Origin of the sequence: Rhodococcus sp. Eu-32, assembly GCF_003336925.1 — a bacterium.
Classification (GTDB): Bacteria; Actinomycetota; Actinomycetes; order Mycobacteriales; family Mycobacteriaceae; genus Rhodococcoides; species Rhodococcoides kyotonensis_B.
The window spans coordinates 35893-54744 of sequence record NZ_QGNK01000003.1 but is presented as its reverse complement, the minus strand read 5'-3'; the positions used below and the strand labels follow the sequence as shown (position 1 = coordinate 54744).

Below are 18852 nucleotides of genomic sequence, written 5' to 3'. Positions count from 1 at the left end.
TCGCGTCCTACCGATCGCGGTAGAGTGCGACGCCGGATCCGCTGGCGAACTCGAACACACGGCCGTCCGCGGTGACCTCGCCGTCGGTCGCGAGTGCCACCTCCGGTCCGACGACGGACACCGTCACGGACCGAACCCGTTCGCAGACGTACGTCGACGACGACCCGAGCGTGCCGGTCGCGGCCGCCAACAACAGACGCGTTCGAGACAGAAACGGCTTCGACGGCAGGTAGCGCACGTCGAGGGTTCCCGAGCCGATGGAGTCCCGCGACATCGGAACCTGGTCGGACGGTGAGTACCGACCGTTCCCGACGAACAGCATCCACACTGCCTTGCGCCGGCCGTCGATCGTGACCTCGAGCGGCTCGGCCGCGGCGAGGACGCGCGCCATGGCCACCGCTGCGGCAGGCCATTTCCCGATCCGCCCCTGCAGCTTCTCGCGGATGCGCACCGAGTCCGGGTAGCCGCCGAACGTCGAGGTGTTGACGAACGACACCGTACGCGCGTCGTCCACACGCACGGTCGCGACGTCGACCATGGCAGCACGTCCGTTCTCGATGGCCGACGCGGTCGCTTTCACGTCGACGATGCCCGCGTCGCGCGCGAAGTGGTTCAATGTTCCGCCGGGGAACACGGCCAGCGGAAGACCGTGCCGCACAGCGGAATCGGCGACTGCGACGATCGAACCGTCGCCGCCGCACACCCCGAGCGCCCGCGGCTGGGCCGCCGCGATGCGCCGTTCGAGTTGCTCACCGAAATCCAGATCGAGGTCAGGCTCGAACAGTTCGGCATCGGGGAGGTATCGACGAATGTCGTTCGTGATGCCGTCGTCGTCGGTGCCGGCCCCCGAATTCGTCAAGACCAACAACCCGCCGCCGCGGGGGAGTGCGGGAGCATCGCATTCTCCCCGTACGTCGGCAGGTTCCTCGGTACGCACCGCCCACCAACGGCGGGTGGAAAGAGCGAGCGCTGCGCCCAGTGCGGCACCGGCGACGACGTCGCTCGGCCAGTGAACGCCGGTGTGCACGCGTGAGTAGCAGACTGCCGCGGCGACCGGGGCGAGGACGGCCCCCGCCGCAGGCGATTCGAGCGCGACGCCGGTGACGAACGCCGCGGCGGACGCCGAGTGGCCGGAGGGGAACGACGACGACACCGGGGGCGACAGAAGACGACGAACGAGCGGCGTCAGTTCGGTGCCGGGACGCGTTCGCGGAAAGATCGGCTTGAGAAGTCCGTTCGCAACGGCGCTCGCCGCGCCGACGGCGAGGACGCCTCGGACGGCTCCGCGGCGTGTACGACCCGGACGCAACGCGAGAATGCCTGCGGACACTCCCCACAGGACGCTGTGGTTCGCTGCCGTGCTCAGCGCACGGAGTGCAGGATCGGCAACCGAAGCCCGCAGGGTCGCAGTTCGGTCGAACATCGCCTCGTCCCACGCGTGAACTCGGCTGGAACAGGAGTGATGCGTGCGGAACGACCCGGGTGCGAACGAAGCGGAACGGGATCTCATGCGTCGAGCCTAGGTGTGCAGGCCCGGCACTCGCCGAATGCGGTGTGTTGGGAGCCATCATCGGCGCCGTCTGCGTTGTACTGTCGAAGTGTGCAGCGACGAATTATGGGCATCGAGACCGAATTCGGTGTGACGTGTACGTTCCACGGGCACAGGCGACTCAGCCCCGACGAGGTAGCCCGCTACCTCTTCCGGCGTGTCGTGTCGTGGGGACGTAGCTCCAACGTCTTTCTCCGCAACGGCGCGCGCCTCTACCTCGACGTCGGTTCGCATCCCGAATACGCGACCGCCGAGTGCGACAGTCTGCTCCAACTCGTCACGCACGATCGTGCCGGCGAGCGCGTTCTCGAAGACCTCCTCATCGACGCCGAGCAGCGCCTCGCCGAGGAAGGCATCGGCGGCGACATCTATTTGTTCAAGAACAACACCGATTCGGCGGGCAATTCGTACGGCTGCCACGAAAACTACCTCGTGCAGCGAGCCGGTGAGTTCTCGCGCATCTCGGACGTGTTGCTGCCGTTTCTGGTCACCCGTCAGCTGATCTGCGGAGCGGGCAAGGTGCTGCAGACGCCCAAGGCCGCCACGTTCTGCCTGTCGCAGCGCGCCGAGCACATCTGGGAAGGCGTCTCGTCGGCGACGACTCGGTCGCGCCCGATCATCAACACCCGCGACGAGCCGCACGCGGACGCCGAAAAGTACCGTCGCCTGCACGTCATCGTCGGCGATTCGAACATGGCCGAGCCCACTACGATGCTCAAGGTCGGCACCGCCGCGCTCGTTCTCGAGATGATCGAAGCAGGTGTCGCGTTCCGAGACTTCGCTCTGGACAACCCGATTCGCGCGATCCGCGAAGTCAGTCACGACTTGACGGGTCGCAGGCCCGTCCGTCTGGCGGGCGGACGGCAGGCCAGTGCCCTGGAGATTCAGCGCGAGTACCACTCTCGCGCCGTCGAACATCTGAAGACCCGAGAGCACGACACCCAGGTCGAGCAGGTCGTCGACTTGTGGGGCCGCACCCTCGACGCCGTCGAAGCCCAGGACTTCGCCAAGGTGGACACCGAGATCGACTGGGTGATCAAGCGCAAGTTGTTCCAGCGCTACCAGGACCGGTATTCCATCGAACTGTCCGATCCCAAGATCGCTCAGCTGGATCTGGCCTACCACGACATCAAGCGGGGCCGAGGCGTCTTCGACGTACTGCAGCGCAAGGGTCTCGCCAAGCGCGTCACCGAGGACGATCAGATCGACGAGGCCGTCGACGTGCCGCCGCAGACGACGCGCGCGAAGCTTCGGGGCGAATTCATCACTGCCGCGCAGGAGGCAGGTCGTGACTTCACCGTGGACTGGGTGCATCTCAAGCTCAACGACCAGGCACAACGCACCGTTCTGTGCAAGGACCCGTTCCGCAGCGTCGACGAGCGTGTCGAGCGGTTGATCGCGTCGATGTAGCAGTCTTCGCTACGACCATTAGGCTTCTTCACGTGGCGATCAGCAAAGTCGAACGATTGATGAACTTGGTCATCTGTCTGTTGTCGACGCGTCAGTTCGTGACGGCGGAGCGGATCAGGGAAAGCGTCGCGGGATACGGGGATTCGGCAAGCGACGAGGCGTTCGGTCGGATGTTCGAGCGCGACAAGAACGAACTCCGCGACCTGGGCGTTCCTCTGGAGACGGGCGTGTCCGTCGGGAACAACGGTGTCGAGGGGTACCGCATCAACCGCGACGCCTACGAACTGCCCGACATCGATCTGAGTCGGGAGGAGGCAGCAGCCGTCGCCGTCGCCGTTCAGCTGTGGGAGTCGCCCGAACTCACCTCGGCTGCGCAGAGCGCTCTGCTGAAGCTTCGCGCCGCGGGCATCCAGGTGGACCAGGACGAGTCGGCTGCGTCCGTGACGGCTGTGCCCGCGCGTACACGGGGATCGGAACCTGCGCTCGGCGCGCTGCTGGCGGCCATCGACGCCGGCCGTTCGGTCAAGTTCGATCACCGGAGTTCGACGTCGGATCCGTTCACCACCCGAACGGTCGAGCCGTGGGGCGTCGTCACGTTCCGCGGGCGCTGGTACCTGGTGGGTCACGACCTCGATCGAGACGACGTTCGTACCTTCCGTCTGTCGCGCATCGGAGACGACGTGACGACGTTCGGAAGGGCGGGAAGCGTCGGAAAGCCGGACGACGTCGATCTGCAGGCGATCGTCGAGCGCGTCGCCGGGACCGCGGAGGTGAGTGGGACGGCCACCATCTGGGTCGCCGACGACCGTGCGCTCGAAATCAGACGCCTGGGCGACGTCGTCGAGCATCGCACCGTCGGCGGTCGAACGGGATCGGTGTTGCAGATTCCGGTGCGCTCGTGGGAATGGGTGACCCGGTTGGTCGCCGGACACGGTGCCGATGCGCTGGTGCTCGCACCGCTCGAACTGCGTCAGGACGTGCTCACCACGCTGCGATCCGTCGCCGGTGACGCCGGCGTCGAGTCGACCGCGAACATGACCACCGGAGTGTTCGGAATGCAACGATGAGCGCGCGTCTGTCGGTGCGGCTCGCTCGGTTGCTCAACATGGTTCCGTTCTTCCTCGCCAATCCGGGCATGAGCGCGGCCGAAGCGGCCGACGAACTCGGCGTGTCCACGAGCACTCTGATGGCCGACCTCAATCAGCTGTGGATGTGCGGACTGCCCGGCTACGGACCCGGTGATCTCATCGATCTGTCGTTCTCCGAGGAGAGCATCGAGGTGACGTTCTCGGCAGGTATCGATCGCCCGCTGCGGTTGACGTCCACGGAGGCGACCGCGTTGCTCGTGGCGCTTCGAACGTTGACGGCCATGCCGGGAATGGTGGATCCGTCGGCAGCGCAGCGTGCGATCGCGAAGATCGAGGACGCTGCCGGTACCGCGGCGGCGAACGTGCCGTCGTCCTCGGACGGTGGCGACGACGCTTCCGGAGTCGAGAACGAGGCGGCGGCGGCAGTGCGCTCCGCGTCGCGCAACCAGCACGCGCTCGATCTGACCTACTACTCGGCGTCTCGCGACGCAGTGTCCGAACGCGTCGTCGACCCGATCCGCACCGTCTTGATCGACGATCACAGTTACCTGCAGGCGTGGTGCCGTCGTGCGGAAGGTGTGCGGTTGTTCCGTTTCGACCGAATCGATCGCGCCGTGGAGCTAGACGAGCCGTCGCGGCCCCCGGAGGGTGTGCCGCAGGACGACAGTTTCGACATCTTCAACGACGACCCGACGCTGCCTCAGGCGCGGCTGCGTATCGCTCCCGGATACGCGTGGGTGATGGATTACTACCCGATGACGCAGGTCGGCGCCGACGCGGACGGCTCGCTGACGGTGACCATGCGTTTCGCGACCCTCGCCTGGATGACGCGTCTGACGTTGGGGTTCGGTGAAGGCGTGACCGTTCTCGGGCCCCCTGAGCTGCAGCGCAGCGTCGAGAACCGCGCGCGGTCGGCGCTGGCTGCGTACGCGGACCTGGAGTGACTCGGAGCCTGTTGTTTCGTTCGGCTCAATACAGATGAACGAACAGGAAACGACCGGTCCTCGGCGGCGTTCCCGCCGAAAACTCGGGTACGCTCGACACCATCTGATCTTGGGAGGTAAACATGGGAGCCATGAGCCCGTGGCACTGGGCGATCGTTGCGCTCGTTGTCGTCATTCTGTTCGGTTCGAAGAAGCTGCCCGACGCAGCTCGCGGACTCGGACGTTCGTTGCGCATCTTCAAGAGCGAAGTCAAGGAGATGCAGAACGACGGCAAGTCCGACGCTCCGGCCGCACCGACCGCAGCTCCGGCACAGCTCGATTCGACCCGTCCGGTCGACGCGCACGCTCACGTTCAGCCGGACTCCAAGTCCGCCTGACGTAACCCACACACTGGGGCAAACCGGGGTGCACGCCTGCACCCCGGTTCACTGCTGAGCGAAGACAGAGAATGCGAATCCCGTTCGATCCACGGCGAAGCAAGCGCCGCCTGAATCCCGACGGCACGATGTCGTTGGTCGATCATCTGTACGAACTGCGGACCCGACTGATGTGGTCGCTGCTGGCAATGGCGGTGACCACTGCGTTCGGGTTCTTCTGGTATTCACACACGATCGTCGGCATCGAGAGTCTCGGTGACCTGCTGCGTGGCCCGTACTGTTCGTTGGACCCGAGCTTGCGCGCGAACCTGAGCGGCGACGACGAGTGCAGGCTGCTCGCGACGGGGCCGTTCGATCAATTCCTGCTGCGATTCAAGGTTGCGTTCACCGCGGGCGTCGTGATGGCGTGCCCGGTCTGGCTGTACCAGATCTGGGCGTTCGTGACGCCCGGCCTGTACTCGCAGGAACGCAAGTACGCCATCGGTTTCGTGACGTCGGCGGCGACGCTGTTCGTCGCCGGTGCGGTGCTCGCGTACTTCATCGTCGCCAAGGGACTGCACTTCCTGCTGTCGATCGGTGACAACGTGCAGATCACCGCGCTCAGCGGTGAGCAGTATTTCGGCTTTCTCATCAATTTGCTGATCATCTTCGGAGTCAGTTTCGAGATTCCGCTGTTGGTGGTCGCGCTGAACTTCGTCGGCGTCTTGACGTACGAACGACTCAAGGCATGGCGCCGCGGACTGATCTTCGCCCTGTTCGTGTTCGCAGCCATCGCGACTCCGGGCCAGGACCCGTTCTCCATGCTGGCACTGGCTCTGGCGTTGACGCTGTTGTTCGAGATCGCGGTCCAGATCGCGCGTCTGAACGACAGGCGTAAATTGCGGAAGAGAAACGACGATTGGGGTGATGTGTCCGATGACGAGGCAACGTCGATCGACTCCGCGAGTTCCATCGAGTCTCCGGTTTCCGTCACGCCACCGGCAGCACGCGAGCAGATCGTTCGCCGCGACCAGGATTTCACCGACACGATCTGACGTGATCGAGTGACCGTCTCCACGTCGGAATTGCAAAGATTCGCCGGCGCTCTGAATTTCCCTCTCGACCGTTTCCAGGTCGACGCCTGCACCGCTCTGGAAGCCGGTCACGGCGTGCTGGTGTGTGCCCCGACGGGTGCGGGCAAGACGGTCATCGGCGAGTTCGCGGTTCATCTCGCGCTGTCCGCAGGTCGCAAGTGCTTCTACACGACGCCGATCAAGGCGCTCAGCAACCAGAAGTTCGCCGATCTGACCGCCCGCTACGGGCGCGAATCGGTCGGCTTGCTCACCGGTGATTCGAGCATCAATCCGGACGCGCCGGTCGTCGTCATGACCACCGAGGTGCTGCGGAACATGCTGTACGCGTCGTCCGACGCACTTCGCGGCTTGTCGCATGTCGTGATGGACGAGGTGCACTACCTCGCCGACCGCTTCCGCGGCGCGGTGTGGGAGGAAGTGATCCTGCACCTGTCGCAGGACGTTCGACTGGTCAGCTTGTCCGCGACGGTCAGCAACGCCGAGGAGTTCGGTGCGTGGATGGAGACGGTCCGGGGAGACACGACGGTGGTCGTGGACGAGAACCGGCCGGTTCCGCTGTCCCAGCACATCATGGTCGGTCGTCGCCTCTTCGATTTGTTCGACAGCAGGGCCAATGCAGACGGCGCATCGAAGGTCGTCGTCGACAAGGAACTCGTCCGACACGTCAAGCAGCGTCAGGCACTCGACCACGTCGATCGCTGGCAGGCCCCCCACAGTCGCGGCCGCGGCCGCTCCGGCGGCGGTGGCAGTTACAGCGGCAGCGTCAACAACCGACCGCTTCCGCGCCCCGAGGTCATCGCGCGCCTCGATCAGGAGGGACTGCTTCCGGCGATCACGTTCATCTTCTCCCGTGCGGGATGCGACGCCGCGCTGACGCAGTGTCTGCGATCGAGGTTGGCGCTGACGACCCCGGAACAGGCCGAGGAAATCCGCTACATCGTCGACAAGCACACGTCGGAGTTGCCGCGTCAGGATCTCGAGGTACTCGGGTTCTGGGAGTGGCGTGAGGCGCTCGAGCGCGGACTCGCCGCCCACCATGCCGGAATGCTGCCTGTGTTCCGGCACACCGTCGAGGAACTGTTCGTCAAGGGGCTGGTCCGCGCGGTGTTCGCGACCGAAACGCTCGCCCTCGGCATCAACATGCCCGCGCGCACCGTGGTGCTGGAGAAGCTCGTCAAGTACAACGGCGAGACGCACGCCGAGCTGACCCCTGGCGAGTACACGCAGTTGACGGGACGCGCCGGTCGGCGCGGAATCGACGTCGAGGGTCACGCCGTCGTGCTGTGGCAACCGGGAACCGAACCGACCGAGGTCGCCGGTCTCGCGTCCACGCGCACGTTCCCGCTCAGGAGTTCCTTTCGCCCCGGCTACAACATGTCGATCAACCTCGTCGAGCAGTTCGGGGCGGCGGATTCGCGCGCGCTCCTTGAGCGGTCGTTCGCCCAGTTCCAGGCCGACCGTTCGGTGGTGGGTCTCGTGCGCGGCATCGAACGGAACGAGACGACGCTGGCTCAGCTCGGTACGAAGCTGGGTGGACCCGAGGGCGAGTACTTCGAGTACGCCAGCCTCCGTGAACGGCTCAAGGCGCGTGAGAAGACGCTCGAACGCCAGGGGAGGCAGGACCGTCGCGACAAGGCCGTCGAGTCACTGCGTGCATTGAAGCGCGGCGACGTCGTCTCCATTCCGAGCGGCCGCCGCAGTGGCCTCGCCGTCGTACTGGAACCCGACGACGATCGCGGCGATCCGAGACCGCTGTTCCTCACCGAGGACAAGTGGGCCGGCCGACTCTCGGCCGCGGACTTCCCGTCGCCTGCCGACCCTCTCGGCCGTATGCGCCTGCCACGGCACGTCGACCACCGCACCGCTCGCACCCGTCGTGACTTGGCCGCGGCTCTCCGGTCCACGGGAATCACGGCCGGGTCGGACAGGCGGCGTCGCAAATCGACGGCGGCGGACGACCGCGAACTCGCGACGCTGCGGCGCAGCATCCGGTCGCATCCGGTTCACTCGCGTCCCGATCGCGACGAACTCGGGCGAGTCGGGGAGCGCTACAACCGAATTGCGCGAGAGACCGAGACGATGCGTCAGAAGGTGTCCGCGACGACCAACTCGCTCGCGCGAACTTTCGATCGCATCCTGGCCTTGCTCGCCGAGCGCGATTACATCACCACGGGCAAGTCGCCGACGGTGACCGAGAACGGCAGTCGCCTCGGCCGCATCTACTCGGAATCGGATCTTCTTGTCGCCGAATGCCTCCGGCAAGGGTTGTGGCGGGGGTTGTCGCCGGCCGAGCTCGCCGCGGTGGTGTCCGCGGTCGTCTATGAGTCACGTCAGGAAGGCGACCCGATCCCGCACGGCCCGACGGGTCCTGTTCGATTCGCACTCGGCGAAACAGTCCGCGTGTGGACGGAACTGCATGCCGACGAGATTCGCCACAAGCTGCCGCCGACGCGTGAGCCCGACATGGGATTCGTCAAGGCCGTGTACCGCTGGGCCAGCGACAATTCGCTCGTCGACGCGTTGCTCGCCGCCGGTGACCACGGAAAGGCCCTGTCGGGAGGCGATTTCGTCCGGTGGTGTCGGCAGGTCATCGATCTGCTGGATCAGGTACGCCTGGCAGCGCCCGATCCGGAGCTGTCGAAGACTGCAGCGCGGGCGATTTCGGCGCTGCGTCGTGGAGTGGTCGCCGTCGATGCCGCCTGAGTCGGCGCGGCGGGATACGGTATCGGTCGAGAAATCGAAACTCAGTGGAGGCGAGATGAGCGGCCCTTACGGTCCTGGCAATCCTGACGATCAGTGGTCCCGTACGCAGGGTGAATCGGGGAACGATGCACCCGACGCCGGGCAGTCCGGTGCGCAGGCGTGGGGCCAGTACTCGCAACAGCCGTACGGCCAGTACCCGCAGGGCCAGACTCCGCAGGCCGAGAATCCGCAGGCTCAGAATCCGCAGGGCGGCCAGTACCCGTACCCTCAGGGCCACTATCCGCAGGGTCAGTACCAGCAGGGGCAGTACCCGCAGGGCCAGTACCCACAGGGCTATCCGCAGGGGCAGTACCCGCAGGGTGGCTATCCGCAGGGCCAGTATCCCGGCCAGCAACCCGGTCAACAGCAGTACGGGCAGCAGCCCGGGCAGTACGGCCAGTATCCGCAGCAGGCCTACGGCCAGGGTCAGCCAGGTCAGGGTCAGCCGGGTCAAGGGCAGTATCCGCAGGGGCAGCAGCCGTGGAACCCGGGTCAGCAGCCGTCGCAGGGAAGCAGCTCGAAAACTCCGCTGTTCGTCATCCTCGGCCTGGTCCTGGCCATTGCCGTCATCGGTGGCGTTCTGTTCGCCACGCTCGGCGGGGGCAAGACCCTGGATCGGACGGCGGCCGAGTCCGGCGTCGAGGAAATCGTGACCGGCACCTACGGATCGTCGGGAGTGACCGACGTGTCGTGCCCGGACGGCCAGGATGTCAAGCGCGGCAACTCGTTCGACTGCTCGTTGAACGTCGACGGGATCTCGCGAACCGTGACGTTGACGTTCACCGACGACGACGGCACGTACGAGGTGTCGCGGCCGCGCTGACCGCGTTCCGATCGAGTCAGCGAGCGCCGTGAGTCGACATGGCAGTGGTCAGTCGATTCACGGCGTTGCCGATACCCAGTTCGGACGCCAACTCCGCCAGCCGTGCCCCGTCGGCCGGAACCGCGGGGATGACGTCCGAACGCGAGAACACGACGTCGGCGTCCCGGACGACGCGCACCACCGGCAGCGCGGCGTCGAGGTAGTCGCTCGCTGCGGCCAACTTTGCTCGAATGCCCTGTGCGAGATCGGATGTCGGATCGGACGCGGCCGCGCGGAGCGCCTCGATCGAGCCGAACCGCAGCATGAGCGTCGACGCGGTCTTCTCGCCCACACCCTTGACGCCCGGTAGCCCGTCGGACGCATCACCCCGAAGCAGAGCGAGTTCGGCATAGGCGTCGCCCGCACGGTGCAGGGGCACGCCGTACTTCTCGGCGACCTCGACGGGCCCGAACAATTCGGCCTTCGCGAGTCCGCGCCCCACGTACAGCACGCGTACCTCGTTGGGTTCGTCGGCGGCGACCTGGAGGAGATCTCGGTCGCCACTGACGACGACGACAGGGTCGGTGCGTTCGCGGGCAGCGAGCGTGCCCAGGACGTCGTCGGCTTCGAGTCCCTCGGCGCCCGCGGTCGCGACACCGGCCGCGGCCAGTACGTCCATGATCATGTCGACCTGGGGTGTCAACGTCTCGGGCACTTCTTCGCTGTCGGGGCTGCCGACGACTGCCTCGGCGACTCGGTGTGCCTTGTACGACGGGACCGCGTCGACGCGGAACTGCGGTCGCCAGTTCAGATCCAAGCAGACAGCCATGCGCGACGGCTCGGTGCGCGTCATCAGTGCGGCCACCATGTCGATGAAGCCGCGGACCGCGTTGACGGGTCTTCCGTCGGGAGCCGTAATCGATTCGGGCAGAGCGTAGTAGGCGCGAAACCACAGGCTGGCTCCGTCGAGAAGGAGCAAGGGCGACTTTCCCGGGGCTGTCATGGGCAACATCTTGCCAAACGCCGATAGCCTGGAGTCATGAGTTCCGATTCGACACATTCGGCTGCCCGTTTTCCGTCCGAGGTCTACGCCTCCCGCCTGTCCCGCGCCGCGGAGTACGCGCGGGAGGCCGGGCTCGCCGCACTGCTGATCACGCCCGGACCGGACCTGCAGTATCTCGTCGGCTCGAGAGCCAGTTCCTTCGAGCGACTGATCTGCCTCGTCGTGCCTGCCGACGGTGAAACGCCGACGGTCGTCGTACCCCGCTTGGAGCTGGCGGCATTGACCGACTCCGCGGTGGCGGAGCTGGGACTGCAGATCACCGACTGGGTCGACGGCGTCAGCCCCTACGATCTGGTGGCCGAGGCGCTGCACCCCGGCGCCGCAACAGCCGTCGACGACGCCATGCCCGCGCTGCACTTCGTTCCGTTGGCCGCGGCCGTCGGTCGGGTACCGGTGTTGGCAACGGACGTGCTGCGGCGCCTGCGCATGATCAAGGACGATGCGGAGATCGACGCACTTCGTCGGGCCGGTCAGGCCATCGACCGCGTACACGCACGCATGGGGGAGTTCTTGAAGGTGGGACGCACCGAGGCCGACGTCGCCACGGACATCGGCGCGGCCATCGTCGACGAAGGCCACACCGGAGCCGAGTTCATCATCGTCGGGTCCGGCCCTCACGGCGCCGACCCGCACCACGAAGTGTCCGACCGGGTCATCGAAGCAGGTGACGTCGTCGTCATCGACATCGGTGGGCCCGTCGCACCGGGCTACAACTCGGATTCGACGCGCACCTACGTGCTCGGTGAGCCGACGCCGGAGATCGCCTCGCAGTACGCGGTGCTCGAACGCGCACAGCAGGCCGCGGTCGACGCGGTGCGGCCCGGAGTGACAGCGCAGTCGATCGACGCAGCGGCTCGCGACATCCTGGCGGCCGAGGGGCTAGGAGAGGCGTTTTTGCACCGGACGGGCCACGGGATCGGACTCTCGGTGCACGAGGAGCCGTACATCGTCTCCGGCAACGACATCGAACTGACCGAAGGAATGGCCTTCAGTGTCGAACCAGGTATCTACTTCCGGGGCGAGTGGGGAGCCCGGATCGAGGACATCGTCGTCGTCACCGCCGACGGCTGCGAATCGGTCAATCTCCGTCCGCACGGCCTGACTGTTCTTCCCGTCGACTAGTCCCAGAGGGAACGAGCTGTCACCGCCCGAGCAAGGATTTTGAGCCCAGAACGCGCTGGACTGTGATTCGGATGACGACCCGTTCCGGATTCTCACGGGGGACGCGGTATCGCTCGGCGTAGCGCCGCTCGGCCTCGGCGACGTCCGGCCGCTCGGTCAGGACCTCGCTGGGGCCTTCGAGCGTCAGCCAGCGCGCCCCGTCGACCTGGCTTACTGCCGCGTATCCACCACGGGCTGCGTTGATCGCCTTCTGGGATCGACCGCTGGTGATGATGCGAGCGATGCAGGCGTCCGGATCCCAGGTGAACCCGACGGCGACGACGTGGGGTGTGGAATCCGGTCGCAGTGTCGCCAGCGTCGCGAGATGGCGGTCGGTGAGGAACTGCAGTGCCTCTTCGGTCAGGGACGAAGGGTCGGCGGGGGTGGTAGCCATGTACGAAACGTTAATCGGACAGACTGTGTGACGTGACGACCACTTACGACCACGAGACACTTCTGTTGCTCGGCGGCCGCAGCGAGATCGGCGTCGAGCTGGCCGTTCGGCTCGCGCAGGGACGAACCGTCGTACTGGCAGCGCGGCGGAAGGACGATCTGTCCGAGCAGGTGTCGCGGGTACGCGCTGCGGGCGCGCGAGACGTCGTCACCGTCGAGTTCGACGCCGACGACCTGAGTTCCCACCGCCCCTTGCTCGAAGCGGTGGCGAACGAACACGGGCCGCTCGGCACCGTCGTCCTCGCCTTCGGGATCCTCGGTGATCAAGCACGTGCCGAGGTCGACGCCGAGCATGCGGTGGCCGTCGTGCACACGGACTACGTGGCGCAGGTGTCCGTGCTGACGCACGCCGCGAACCTGCTGCGGGCGCAGGGACGCGGACAGCTCGTCGTGTTCTCCTCGATCGCGGGCAAGCGTGTGCGCAAGGCCAACTACGTCTACGGTTCCGCCAAGGCCGGCTTGGATGGATTCGCATCCGGCTTGACCGATGCGTTGCACGGATCCGGTGTGTCGTTGCTCCTGGTGCGCCCAGGGTTCGTCATCGGTTCGATGACCGAGGGCATGACTCCCGCGCCGTTCTCGAGCACGCCGGGGCAGGTCGCCGACGCGACCGCGCGGGCAGTAAAGGCCGGTAAGGCCCGCGTGTGGATTCCCGGAATCCTCGCGCCGATCAACATCGTCATGAATCTGCTTCCGGCGTGGATCTGGCGAAGGATGCCGCGCTGATGCCGGCCTCCGTGGACGTACCGATCGACGTCGTCGGTATCGGCGCCGACGGTTGGGACGGACTGTCCGATGCGACGCGTGCGATCGTGGAACGGGCCGACGTCGTGTTCGGGTCGGCCCGACAGTTGGATTCGGTGCCGGTGCCGGACGCGCGAAAACGGCAGTGGGCCAGTCCGATGCTGCCGACGCTGCGCGGTGCGATCGACGAGTTCGACGGCCGTTCGGTCTGCGTGCTGGGGAGCGGCGACCCGATGTTCCATGGGATCGGCGTCACGCTGGCGCGGGTGTTCGGCGCCGACCGACTGCACGTGACACCCGCCCCGTCCTCGCTGTCGTTGGCCTGCGCGCGGATGGGATGGGCAGTCCACACCACGACGACGGTCAGCCTGGTGAACACTCCAGTCGGGGCGCTCGGTCCTGCCCTCGCCGACGGAGTGAACGTGCTGGTGCTCTCGCGCGACGGCACCACTCCGGGCGCCGTCGCAGAGTTGTTGCGACAGAACGGGTTCGGCGAGTCGCGTGTCACCGTCCTGGAACAGCTGGGCGGCCCTGCGGAGCGCTCCGTTCGTTCCACCGCGAACACGTGGACCGAGGGGGTGACCGATGCGCTGAACGTCGTCGCGATCGAATGCATCTTCTCCGGAACGACCAGGCTCACGCGCGTTCCCGGTCTGCCCGACACCGCGTACGCCGGAGACGGGCAGCTGACCAAAGCGGAAGTGCGCGCGCTCACTCTCGGCGCACTCGCACCGTCACCGGGCGAGACGCTGTGGGACGTCGGCGGCGGCTCGGGATCCATTGCCATCGAATGGATGCGCACCGATCCGCGATGCCGTGCGGTCGTCTTCGAATCGGCGCCGCACAGGCGAACTCAGATCACGCAGAACGCGTCGACGCTCGGGGTGCCTGCGTTGCGATGCGTCGGAGCCGCACCGTCTGCGTTCGATGACCTGGCGGACGACGGCCCGGTCGACGCACTCTTCATCGGCGGTGGGCTCACCCAGGACGGCATGCTCGACGCGTGCTGGGCACGGGTGCGATCCGGTGGCCGCGTCGTCGCCAACGCCGTCACTGCCGAGTCGGAAGCGCTGTTGCTGCAGTGCGTTTCGCGTTACGGCGGGTCGCTGCGAAAGTTCCAGATCTATCGCGGTGAACCGTTGGGGTCGTTCACGAGCTGGCGTCCGCAACTGCCCGTCGCGCAGTGGGTTTCGGTCAAGCCGTGAAGGTTCTGATTCTGGGAGGCACGTCCGACGCGCGCGCCCTCGCGCAGTCTCTCGACGGCGACGGTCGATTCGATGTCGTGACGTCGCTGGCGGGCCGTGTGCGAGATCCGTTGCTGCCCGCCGGACGTGTCCGCGTCGGCGGTTTCGGTGGCGTCGACGGTCTCGCGTCCTGGATTCGAGAACACGACATCGGTGCCGTGGTCGACGCGACTCACCCGTTCGCCGCGCAGATCTCGGAGAACGCGGTCGCCGCCGGCGCCACGACGTCGATTCCCGTTGCGTCGCTGCGTCGTCGGGCGTGGGTTCCCGGACCCGGCGACCGCTGGACGGCCGCGGCGTCGGTGGAGGACGCGGCAACGATCGTCGGCGACAGACCTCGGCGGGTGTTTCTGACGATCGGACGTCAGGGCGTCGGCGCGTTCGGTGGCGATGCGGCATCGTGGTTCCTCGTCCGAAGCATCGATCCGCCCGACGCCGACTTGCCCCCGCAACACGAGTTGCTGCTGGCGCGTGGCCCGTTCACCGTCGACGCCGAACGTGACCTGATGCGGAGTCGACGCATCGACCTGATCGTGTCGAAGAACAGCGGGGGAGCGATGACCGAAGCCAAGCTGGTTGCCGCACGTGAACTCGGGCTGCCTGTCGTCATGATCGAACGACCGCGGCCTCCGCACGGCGACCTCGAGACGGATTCGGTCGCCGACGTCGTGACCTGGTTGGACGACCACCTATGACGGGTTGGCCGCCACCTCGGGATAACGCCGCGGCGTGAATATCCGCGCGCCGCTGCCGGTCTCGACGACCGTGGTCTGCGACGAGCCGATGATGAGCAGACACCGCATGTCGACGTCCGCGGGATCGAGGTCCGCGAGGCGCACCGTCCGCACCGTCTCGTCGTCGCTGCCGACCGCACGACCGATGATCACCGGTGTGTCCGGCCCACGATGCTCGAGCAGGAGATCGCGCATCGCCGCCACCTGCCAGGTGCGCGACTTCGACGCAGGGTTGTAGATCGCGATCGCCATGTCGGCGGCTGCCACGGCGGACAGCCTCTGCGCGACGACGTCCCACGGCTTCAGGCGATCCGACAACGAGATGACGGCGTAGTCGTGGCCGAGCGGTGCGCCGACTCGACTCGCCACGGCGTTCGCCGCGGTCATTCCCGGAACGACTCGGACGGGCACGCCGCACCACTGGGGTTCCGCTGCGACCTCGACGACGGCGGACGCCATCGCGAACACACCTGGATCGCCGGACGAGACGACGGCGACACGCTTGCCGCGCTTGGCCAGGTCGAGCGCGAACGCGGCACGCTCGGACTCGACCTTGTTGTCGCTGATGTGGCGAGTCTGCCCGGGGCGCACCGGCACTCGATCCACGTAGGTGACGTACCCGACCAGATCGGTCGCGGCCGCCAGTTCCCGGCGCACCTCGTCGGTGGTCCACCGATCCGCGCCAGGACCGAGTCCGACGACGACCACTTCACCGGTCGTGCTCCCGCTGCGTGCCGCCACCGGGTTGTTTACGGGGCTCGGAACGATCGCGATCGAGAAGTACGGCACCTCGGATGGGTCGACCTCGGCCGCGGCGAGAACACGCTGCGCGGGTGTGCTCGCCCGCTCGACGTATTTCGCCTCGTCCAAGCGTCCCGATTCCCGCAGCGCACGAACGACATTGGGGTAGGTGCGGCCCAGCTTCATGATCGCGGCCGCGTCGGTGGTGCGGAGGCGACGCGTCAGCTCCTCGACGGGCAGGGTTCCCGGCAGGACCGTGAAGACCTCGTCGCGTTCGACGAGCGGTGTGGCCAGTGCCGCCGACGCCGCGCTCACCGACGTCACGCCAGGAACGACCTCGACGTCGAACCGATCGCACAACCGCTTGTGCATGTGCATGTAGGAGCTGTAGAACAGCGGATCGCCCTCTGCCAGAAGAACTACCGACCGACCTGCGGACAGGTGGGCAGCGAGTCGGTCCGCGGATTCCTCGTAGAACTCGTCGATCGCGCCCTGGTATCCACCCGGGTGGTCCGTCGCCTCCGTCGTGACGGGGTAGACGAGGTGTTCCTCGATCTGGCCGTCGCGCATGTAGGTAGCAGCGACGCCCCGCGAGATGCTTCGGCCGTGCCGCGCACTGTGGAAGGCGACGACGTCGGCCTCGCCGATGACGCGGGCGGCCTTGACGGTCACCAGTTCCGGATCGCCCGGGCCGAGCCCGACGCCCCACAATTTCCCGTGTTGCACGCTCATTCTTTCTCGCTCGCAATGGCGTTGACGGCGGCCGCTGTGATGGCGCTTCCACCGCGCCGACCGCGGACGACGATGTAGTCGAGCCCGAGCTCGGACGCGATCAGGTCTTCCTTCGACTCGGCTGCACCGATGAATCCGACAGGGCCGCCGACGATCGCGGCCGGTCGGGGAGCACCTGCGGCGAGCATCTCGATCAGATGGAACAGAGCTGTCGGAGCGTTACCGATCGCGACGACCGCGCCGTCCAGCTTCTCGCCCCACAGCTCGAGCGCCGCCGCGGTGCGCGTGGTGCCGAGCTTCTCGGCGAGAGAGGGAACCGCTGGATCGGACAACGTGCAGAGCACGTCGTTGTCGGCAGGCAATCTCCGACGCGTGACGCCTGCGGCCACCATGTTGGCGTCGCACAGAATCGGCGCGCCTGCCCTCAGCGCGGCGCGGGCCTTCGAGACGACGTCGTCGGTGGCGGCGACGACCTCGGTCAGATCGACTTCACCGCATGCGTGGATCATCCGGACGACCACCTGCGCGACGTCGGGTGCGAACGCCGACAGGTCGGCCTCCGCCCGAATGGTCGCGAAGGACTGCCGGTAGATCTCCGCACCGTCGCGGATGTAGTCGTACATGAAGTTCACGATAGGGGAGTGCTACGAGGCGTCAGGACACCCGGTAGCCGGTGGGTCCGGCGACGACGTCGACGACGTCGCCTTTCGGTTTACCGCATCGCCGCTCGCATCCGGACCAGTGCTGGCGACGTCCGGCCTCGACGGCGCCTCTCTCGACCGCCTGCGTGAGGTCGCCGCGCACATCGGCGTGGGACTTCTCGCACCCCGGTGATCCGGTACATGCACTGACCTGCGCCCACGGCGAGGACGCGTCGAAGATCAATCCCATCGGTGCGAGCACTCGGACGACGGTGTCGGCGGCACCTTCGTCGAGATCGCACACGACGATGCCGCGCCAGGGCGTCACGACGAGCGGCCGTTCGATCGCGGCCAGGAACTCCCCGAGACGGGCGTCGAGCACCCCCATCGCGAGCACGCCGCCGAGCGCGACACGGCCGTCGTCCTGCGTCATCCAACCGATCGGCGCCTCGTCCGCCCCGGACGAGTCGAGTTCTCGGGGTTCTCCGGCACCGAGCCCCAGCTGGTCGAGCACTAGGGCCGGTCCGTCGGACAGCTCGGACAGCCGCCATTGCGTGTCCCGAAGGTCGACGAATACCTGTGCGGCGTCGAGCAGGACGTCCACCACGTCCTCCGCATCGATGCGCACACCGGTGTCGGCCCCCGCGAGTATCAGCGCGAACTCCTCGGGCGTGATCGCCTGGACGCCGAAGTCGGGCTGCAAGGCGGTGACGTCTCCTCGGCCGTCGTCGAGCGCGAACTGCGTCCGACCAGGCAGCTCCGCCAACGTATCGCGGGAGCACAGCGACTCGTCGAGACGCCGGACGAGAGCCCGCACGTCTGCGAGTCCGCCGACACGGCCGGACAGTGGTGACGCGAGGATGTTGCGCACGCGCTCGTGCGTCGCGGACGGAAGCAGTCCCGCCGACGCGAGACGCTCCGCCAGCGCGTCGCCGTCGGCGATGCCGCGGAACTGCACGTTCGCGCGTGACGTGAGTTCGAGCTTGCCGTCGCCGAGCTCGGAGGCCGCATGCGCGAGCTGCACCATCGCATCGGGCGTGAGCCGGCCACCGGGCAGGCGGACACGCGCGAGGCCGCCGTCGGCAGCCTGATGCATCGTCAGCGCACCGGGGCAGCGGTCCGGGTGCTCACGCGGGTCGGTCGAACTCATGTCGTCGAGGCTACAAGCGGTATCGACGGCGTCCACGTCGGCATCGAACACACCCGGGTAGCATTCCGTCCCGACAAGGCTTCGTCCGAGAGGAAACCCGGTGCAATCCCGGTGCGGTCGCGCCACTGTGAAAGCCAGACCCTCTCGGATCGCAGCACGAGACTCTCGTTCGACACTCTCGTTCGACGCTGTCGATCGACGTAG

General features: G+C 66.9%; 17 protein-coding genes. 11 read left to right on the top strand and 6 right to left on the bottom strand.

The window, feature by feature from the left end; translation table 11 throughout:
• Positions 1-7: 7 nt before the first annotated feature.
• On the bottom strand, positions 8-1423 hold the full coding sequence (locus tag DK926_RS05360; protein WP_243636677.1) for a bifunctional phosphatase PAP2/diacylglycerol kinase family protein: 1416 nt from the start codon (positions 1421-1423) through the stop codon (positions 8-10).
• A gap of 177 nt (positions 1424-1600) precedes the next feature.
• Between DK926_RS05360 and pafA the strand changes: the two genes are divergently transcribed.
• The 7 genes from pafA to DK926_RS05325 all read left to right on the top strand — a co-directional run bounded on the left by pafA (position 1601) and on the right by DK926_RS05325 (position 10006).
• Positions 1601-2959 (top strand): Pup--protein ligase, encoded by a 1359-nt coding sequence (pafA, locus tag DK926_RS05355; RefSeq protein ID WP_174551392.1) that lies wholly within the window; start codon positions 1601-1603, stop codon positions 2957-2959.
• Positions 2960-2991: 32 nt separating this feature from the next.
• A complete protein-coding gene (locus DK926_RS05350) occupies positions 2992-4026 on the top strand; it encodes a YafY family protein (RefSeq protein ID WP_084423673.1) in 1035 nt (344 codons plus the stop codon).
• Positions 4023-4991: a YafY family protein gene (locus DK926_RS05345; RefSeq protein ID WP_114329445.1), complete on the top strand. Its 969-nt coding sequence runs from the start codon at positions 4023-4025 to the stop codon at positions 4989-4991. The genes DK926_RS05350 and DK926_RS05345 overlap by 4 nt, the downstream gene beginning before the upstream one ends.
• A 122-nt stretch (positions 4992-5113) precedes the next feature.
• On the top strand, positions 5114-5368 hold the full coding sequence (gene tatA / locus DK926_RS05340) for a Sec-independent protein translocase subunit TatA (RefSeq protein WP_068424127.1): 255 nt from the start codon (positions 5114-5116) through the stop codon (positions 5366-5368).
• 71 nt (positions 5369-5439) lie between these two features.
• Positions 5440-6402 carry a twin-arginine translocase subunit TatC gene (tatC, locus tag DK926_RS05335; RefSeq protein ID WP_068424125.1) on the top strand — a complete coding sequence of 321 codons (963 nt, stop codon included), beginning with the start codon at positions 5440-5442 and terminating at the stop codon, positions 6400-6402.
• Between the two features lie 9 nt (positions 6403-6411).
• Positions 6412-9144 carry a DEAD/DEAH box helicase gene (locus tag DK926_RS05330; RefSeq protein WP_114329443.1) on the top strand — a complete coding sequence of 911 codons (2733 nt, stop codon included), beginning with the start codon at positions 6412-6414 and terminating at the stop codon, positions 9142-9144.
• 55 nt (positions 9145-9199) lie between these two features.
• Entirely contained in the window at positions 9200-10006 is an 807-nt protein-coding gene (locus DK926_RS05325; protein ID WP_114329705.1) for a DUF4333 domain-containing protein, read from the top strand.
• 16 nt (positions 10007-10022) lie between these two features.
• On the opposite strand, the gene DK926_RS05320 is transcribed toward DK926_RS05325, so the two are convergent.
• Entirely contained in the window at positions 10023-10997 is a 975-nt protein-coding gene (locus tag DK926_RS05320; RefSeq protein WP_114329441.1) for a 5'-3' exonuclease, read from the bottom strand.
• 27 nt (positions 10998-11024) lie between these two features.
• Between DK926_RS05320 and DK926_RS05315 the strand changes: the two genes are divergently transcribed.
• Complete coding sequence (locus DK926_RS05315; RefSeq protein ID WP_114329440.1) at positions 11025-12170, top strand: Xaa-Pro peptidase family protein; 1146 nt, start codon at positions 11025-11027, stop codon at positions 12168-12170.
• A gap of 19 nt (positions 12171-12189) precedes the next feature.
• Here the strand turns inward: DK926_RS05315 and DK926_RS05310 are convergent, their stop codons facing one another.
• Positions 12190-12603, bottom strand: a complete 414-nt coding sequence (locus tag DK926_RS05310; protein WP_114329438.1) for a PPOX class F420-dependent oxidoreductase — start codon at positions 12601-12603, stop codon at positions 12190-12192.
• A gap of 23 nt (positions 12604-12626) precedes the next feature.
• Here DK926_RS05310 and DK926_RS05305 point away from each other — a divergent pair, with 23 nt between their 5' ends.
• The 3 genes from DK926_RS05305 to DK926_RS05295 are packed head-to-tail and all read left to right on the top strand — an operon-like array spanning position 12627 to position 15345.
• Positions 12627-13388, top strand: a complete 762-nt coding sequence (locus DK926_RS05305) for an SDR family NAD(P)-dependent oxidoreductase (protein WP_114329436.1) — start codon at positions 12627-12629, stop codon at positions 13386-13388.
• Positions 13388-14611 (top strand): precorrin-6y C5,15-methyltransferase (decarboxylating) subunit CbiE, encoded by a 1224-nt coding sequence (cbiE, locus tag DK926_RS05300; RefSeq protein WP_114329704.1) that lies wholly within the window; start codon positions 13388-13390, stop codon positions 14609-14611. Before DK926_RS05305 ends, cbiE begins: the two co-directional genes overlap by 1 nt.
• Complete coding sequence (locus tag DK926_RS05295; protein WP_114329703.1) at positions 14608-15345, top strand: cobalt-precorrin-6A reductase; 738 nt, start codon at positions 14608-14610, stop codon at positions 15343-15345. Before cbiE ends, DK926_RS05295 begins: the two co-directional genes overlap by 4 nt.
• Here DK926_RS05295 and cobJ read toward each other — a convergent pair.
• The 3 genes from cobJ to cobG are packed head-to-tail and all read right to left on the bottom strand — an operon-like array spanning position 15340 to position 18648.
• A complete protein-coding gene (gene cobJ / locus DK926_RS05290) occupies positions 15340-16857 on the bottom strand; it encodes a precorrin-3B C(17)-methyltransferase (RefSeq protein WP_114329434.1) in 1518 nt (505 codons plus the stop codon). The genes DK926_RS05295 and cobJ overlap by 6 nt on opposite strands.
• Positions 16854-17480 (bottom strand): precorrin-8X methylmutase, encoded by a 627-nt coding sequence (locus DK926_RS05285; protein WP_114329702.1) that lies wholly within the window; start codon positions 17478-17480, stop codon positions 16854-16856. The genes cobJ and DK926_RS05285 overlap by 4 nt, the downstream gene beginning before the upstream one ends.
• A gap of 31 nt (positions 17481-17511) precedes the next feature.
• Positions 17512-18648, bottom strand: coding sequence for a precorrin-3B synthase (gene cobG, locus DK926_RS05280; RefSeq protein WP_114329701.1), 1137 nt, complete (start codon positions 18646-18648; stop codon positions 17512-17514).
• Positions 18649-18852: the final 204 nt, after the last annotated feature.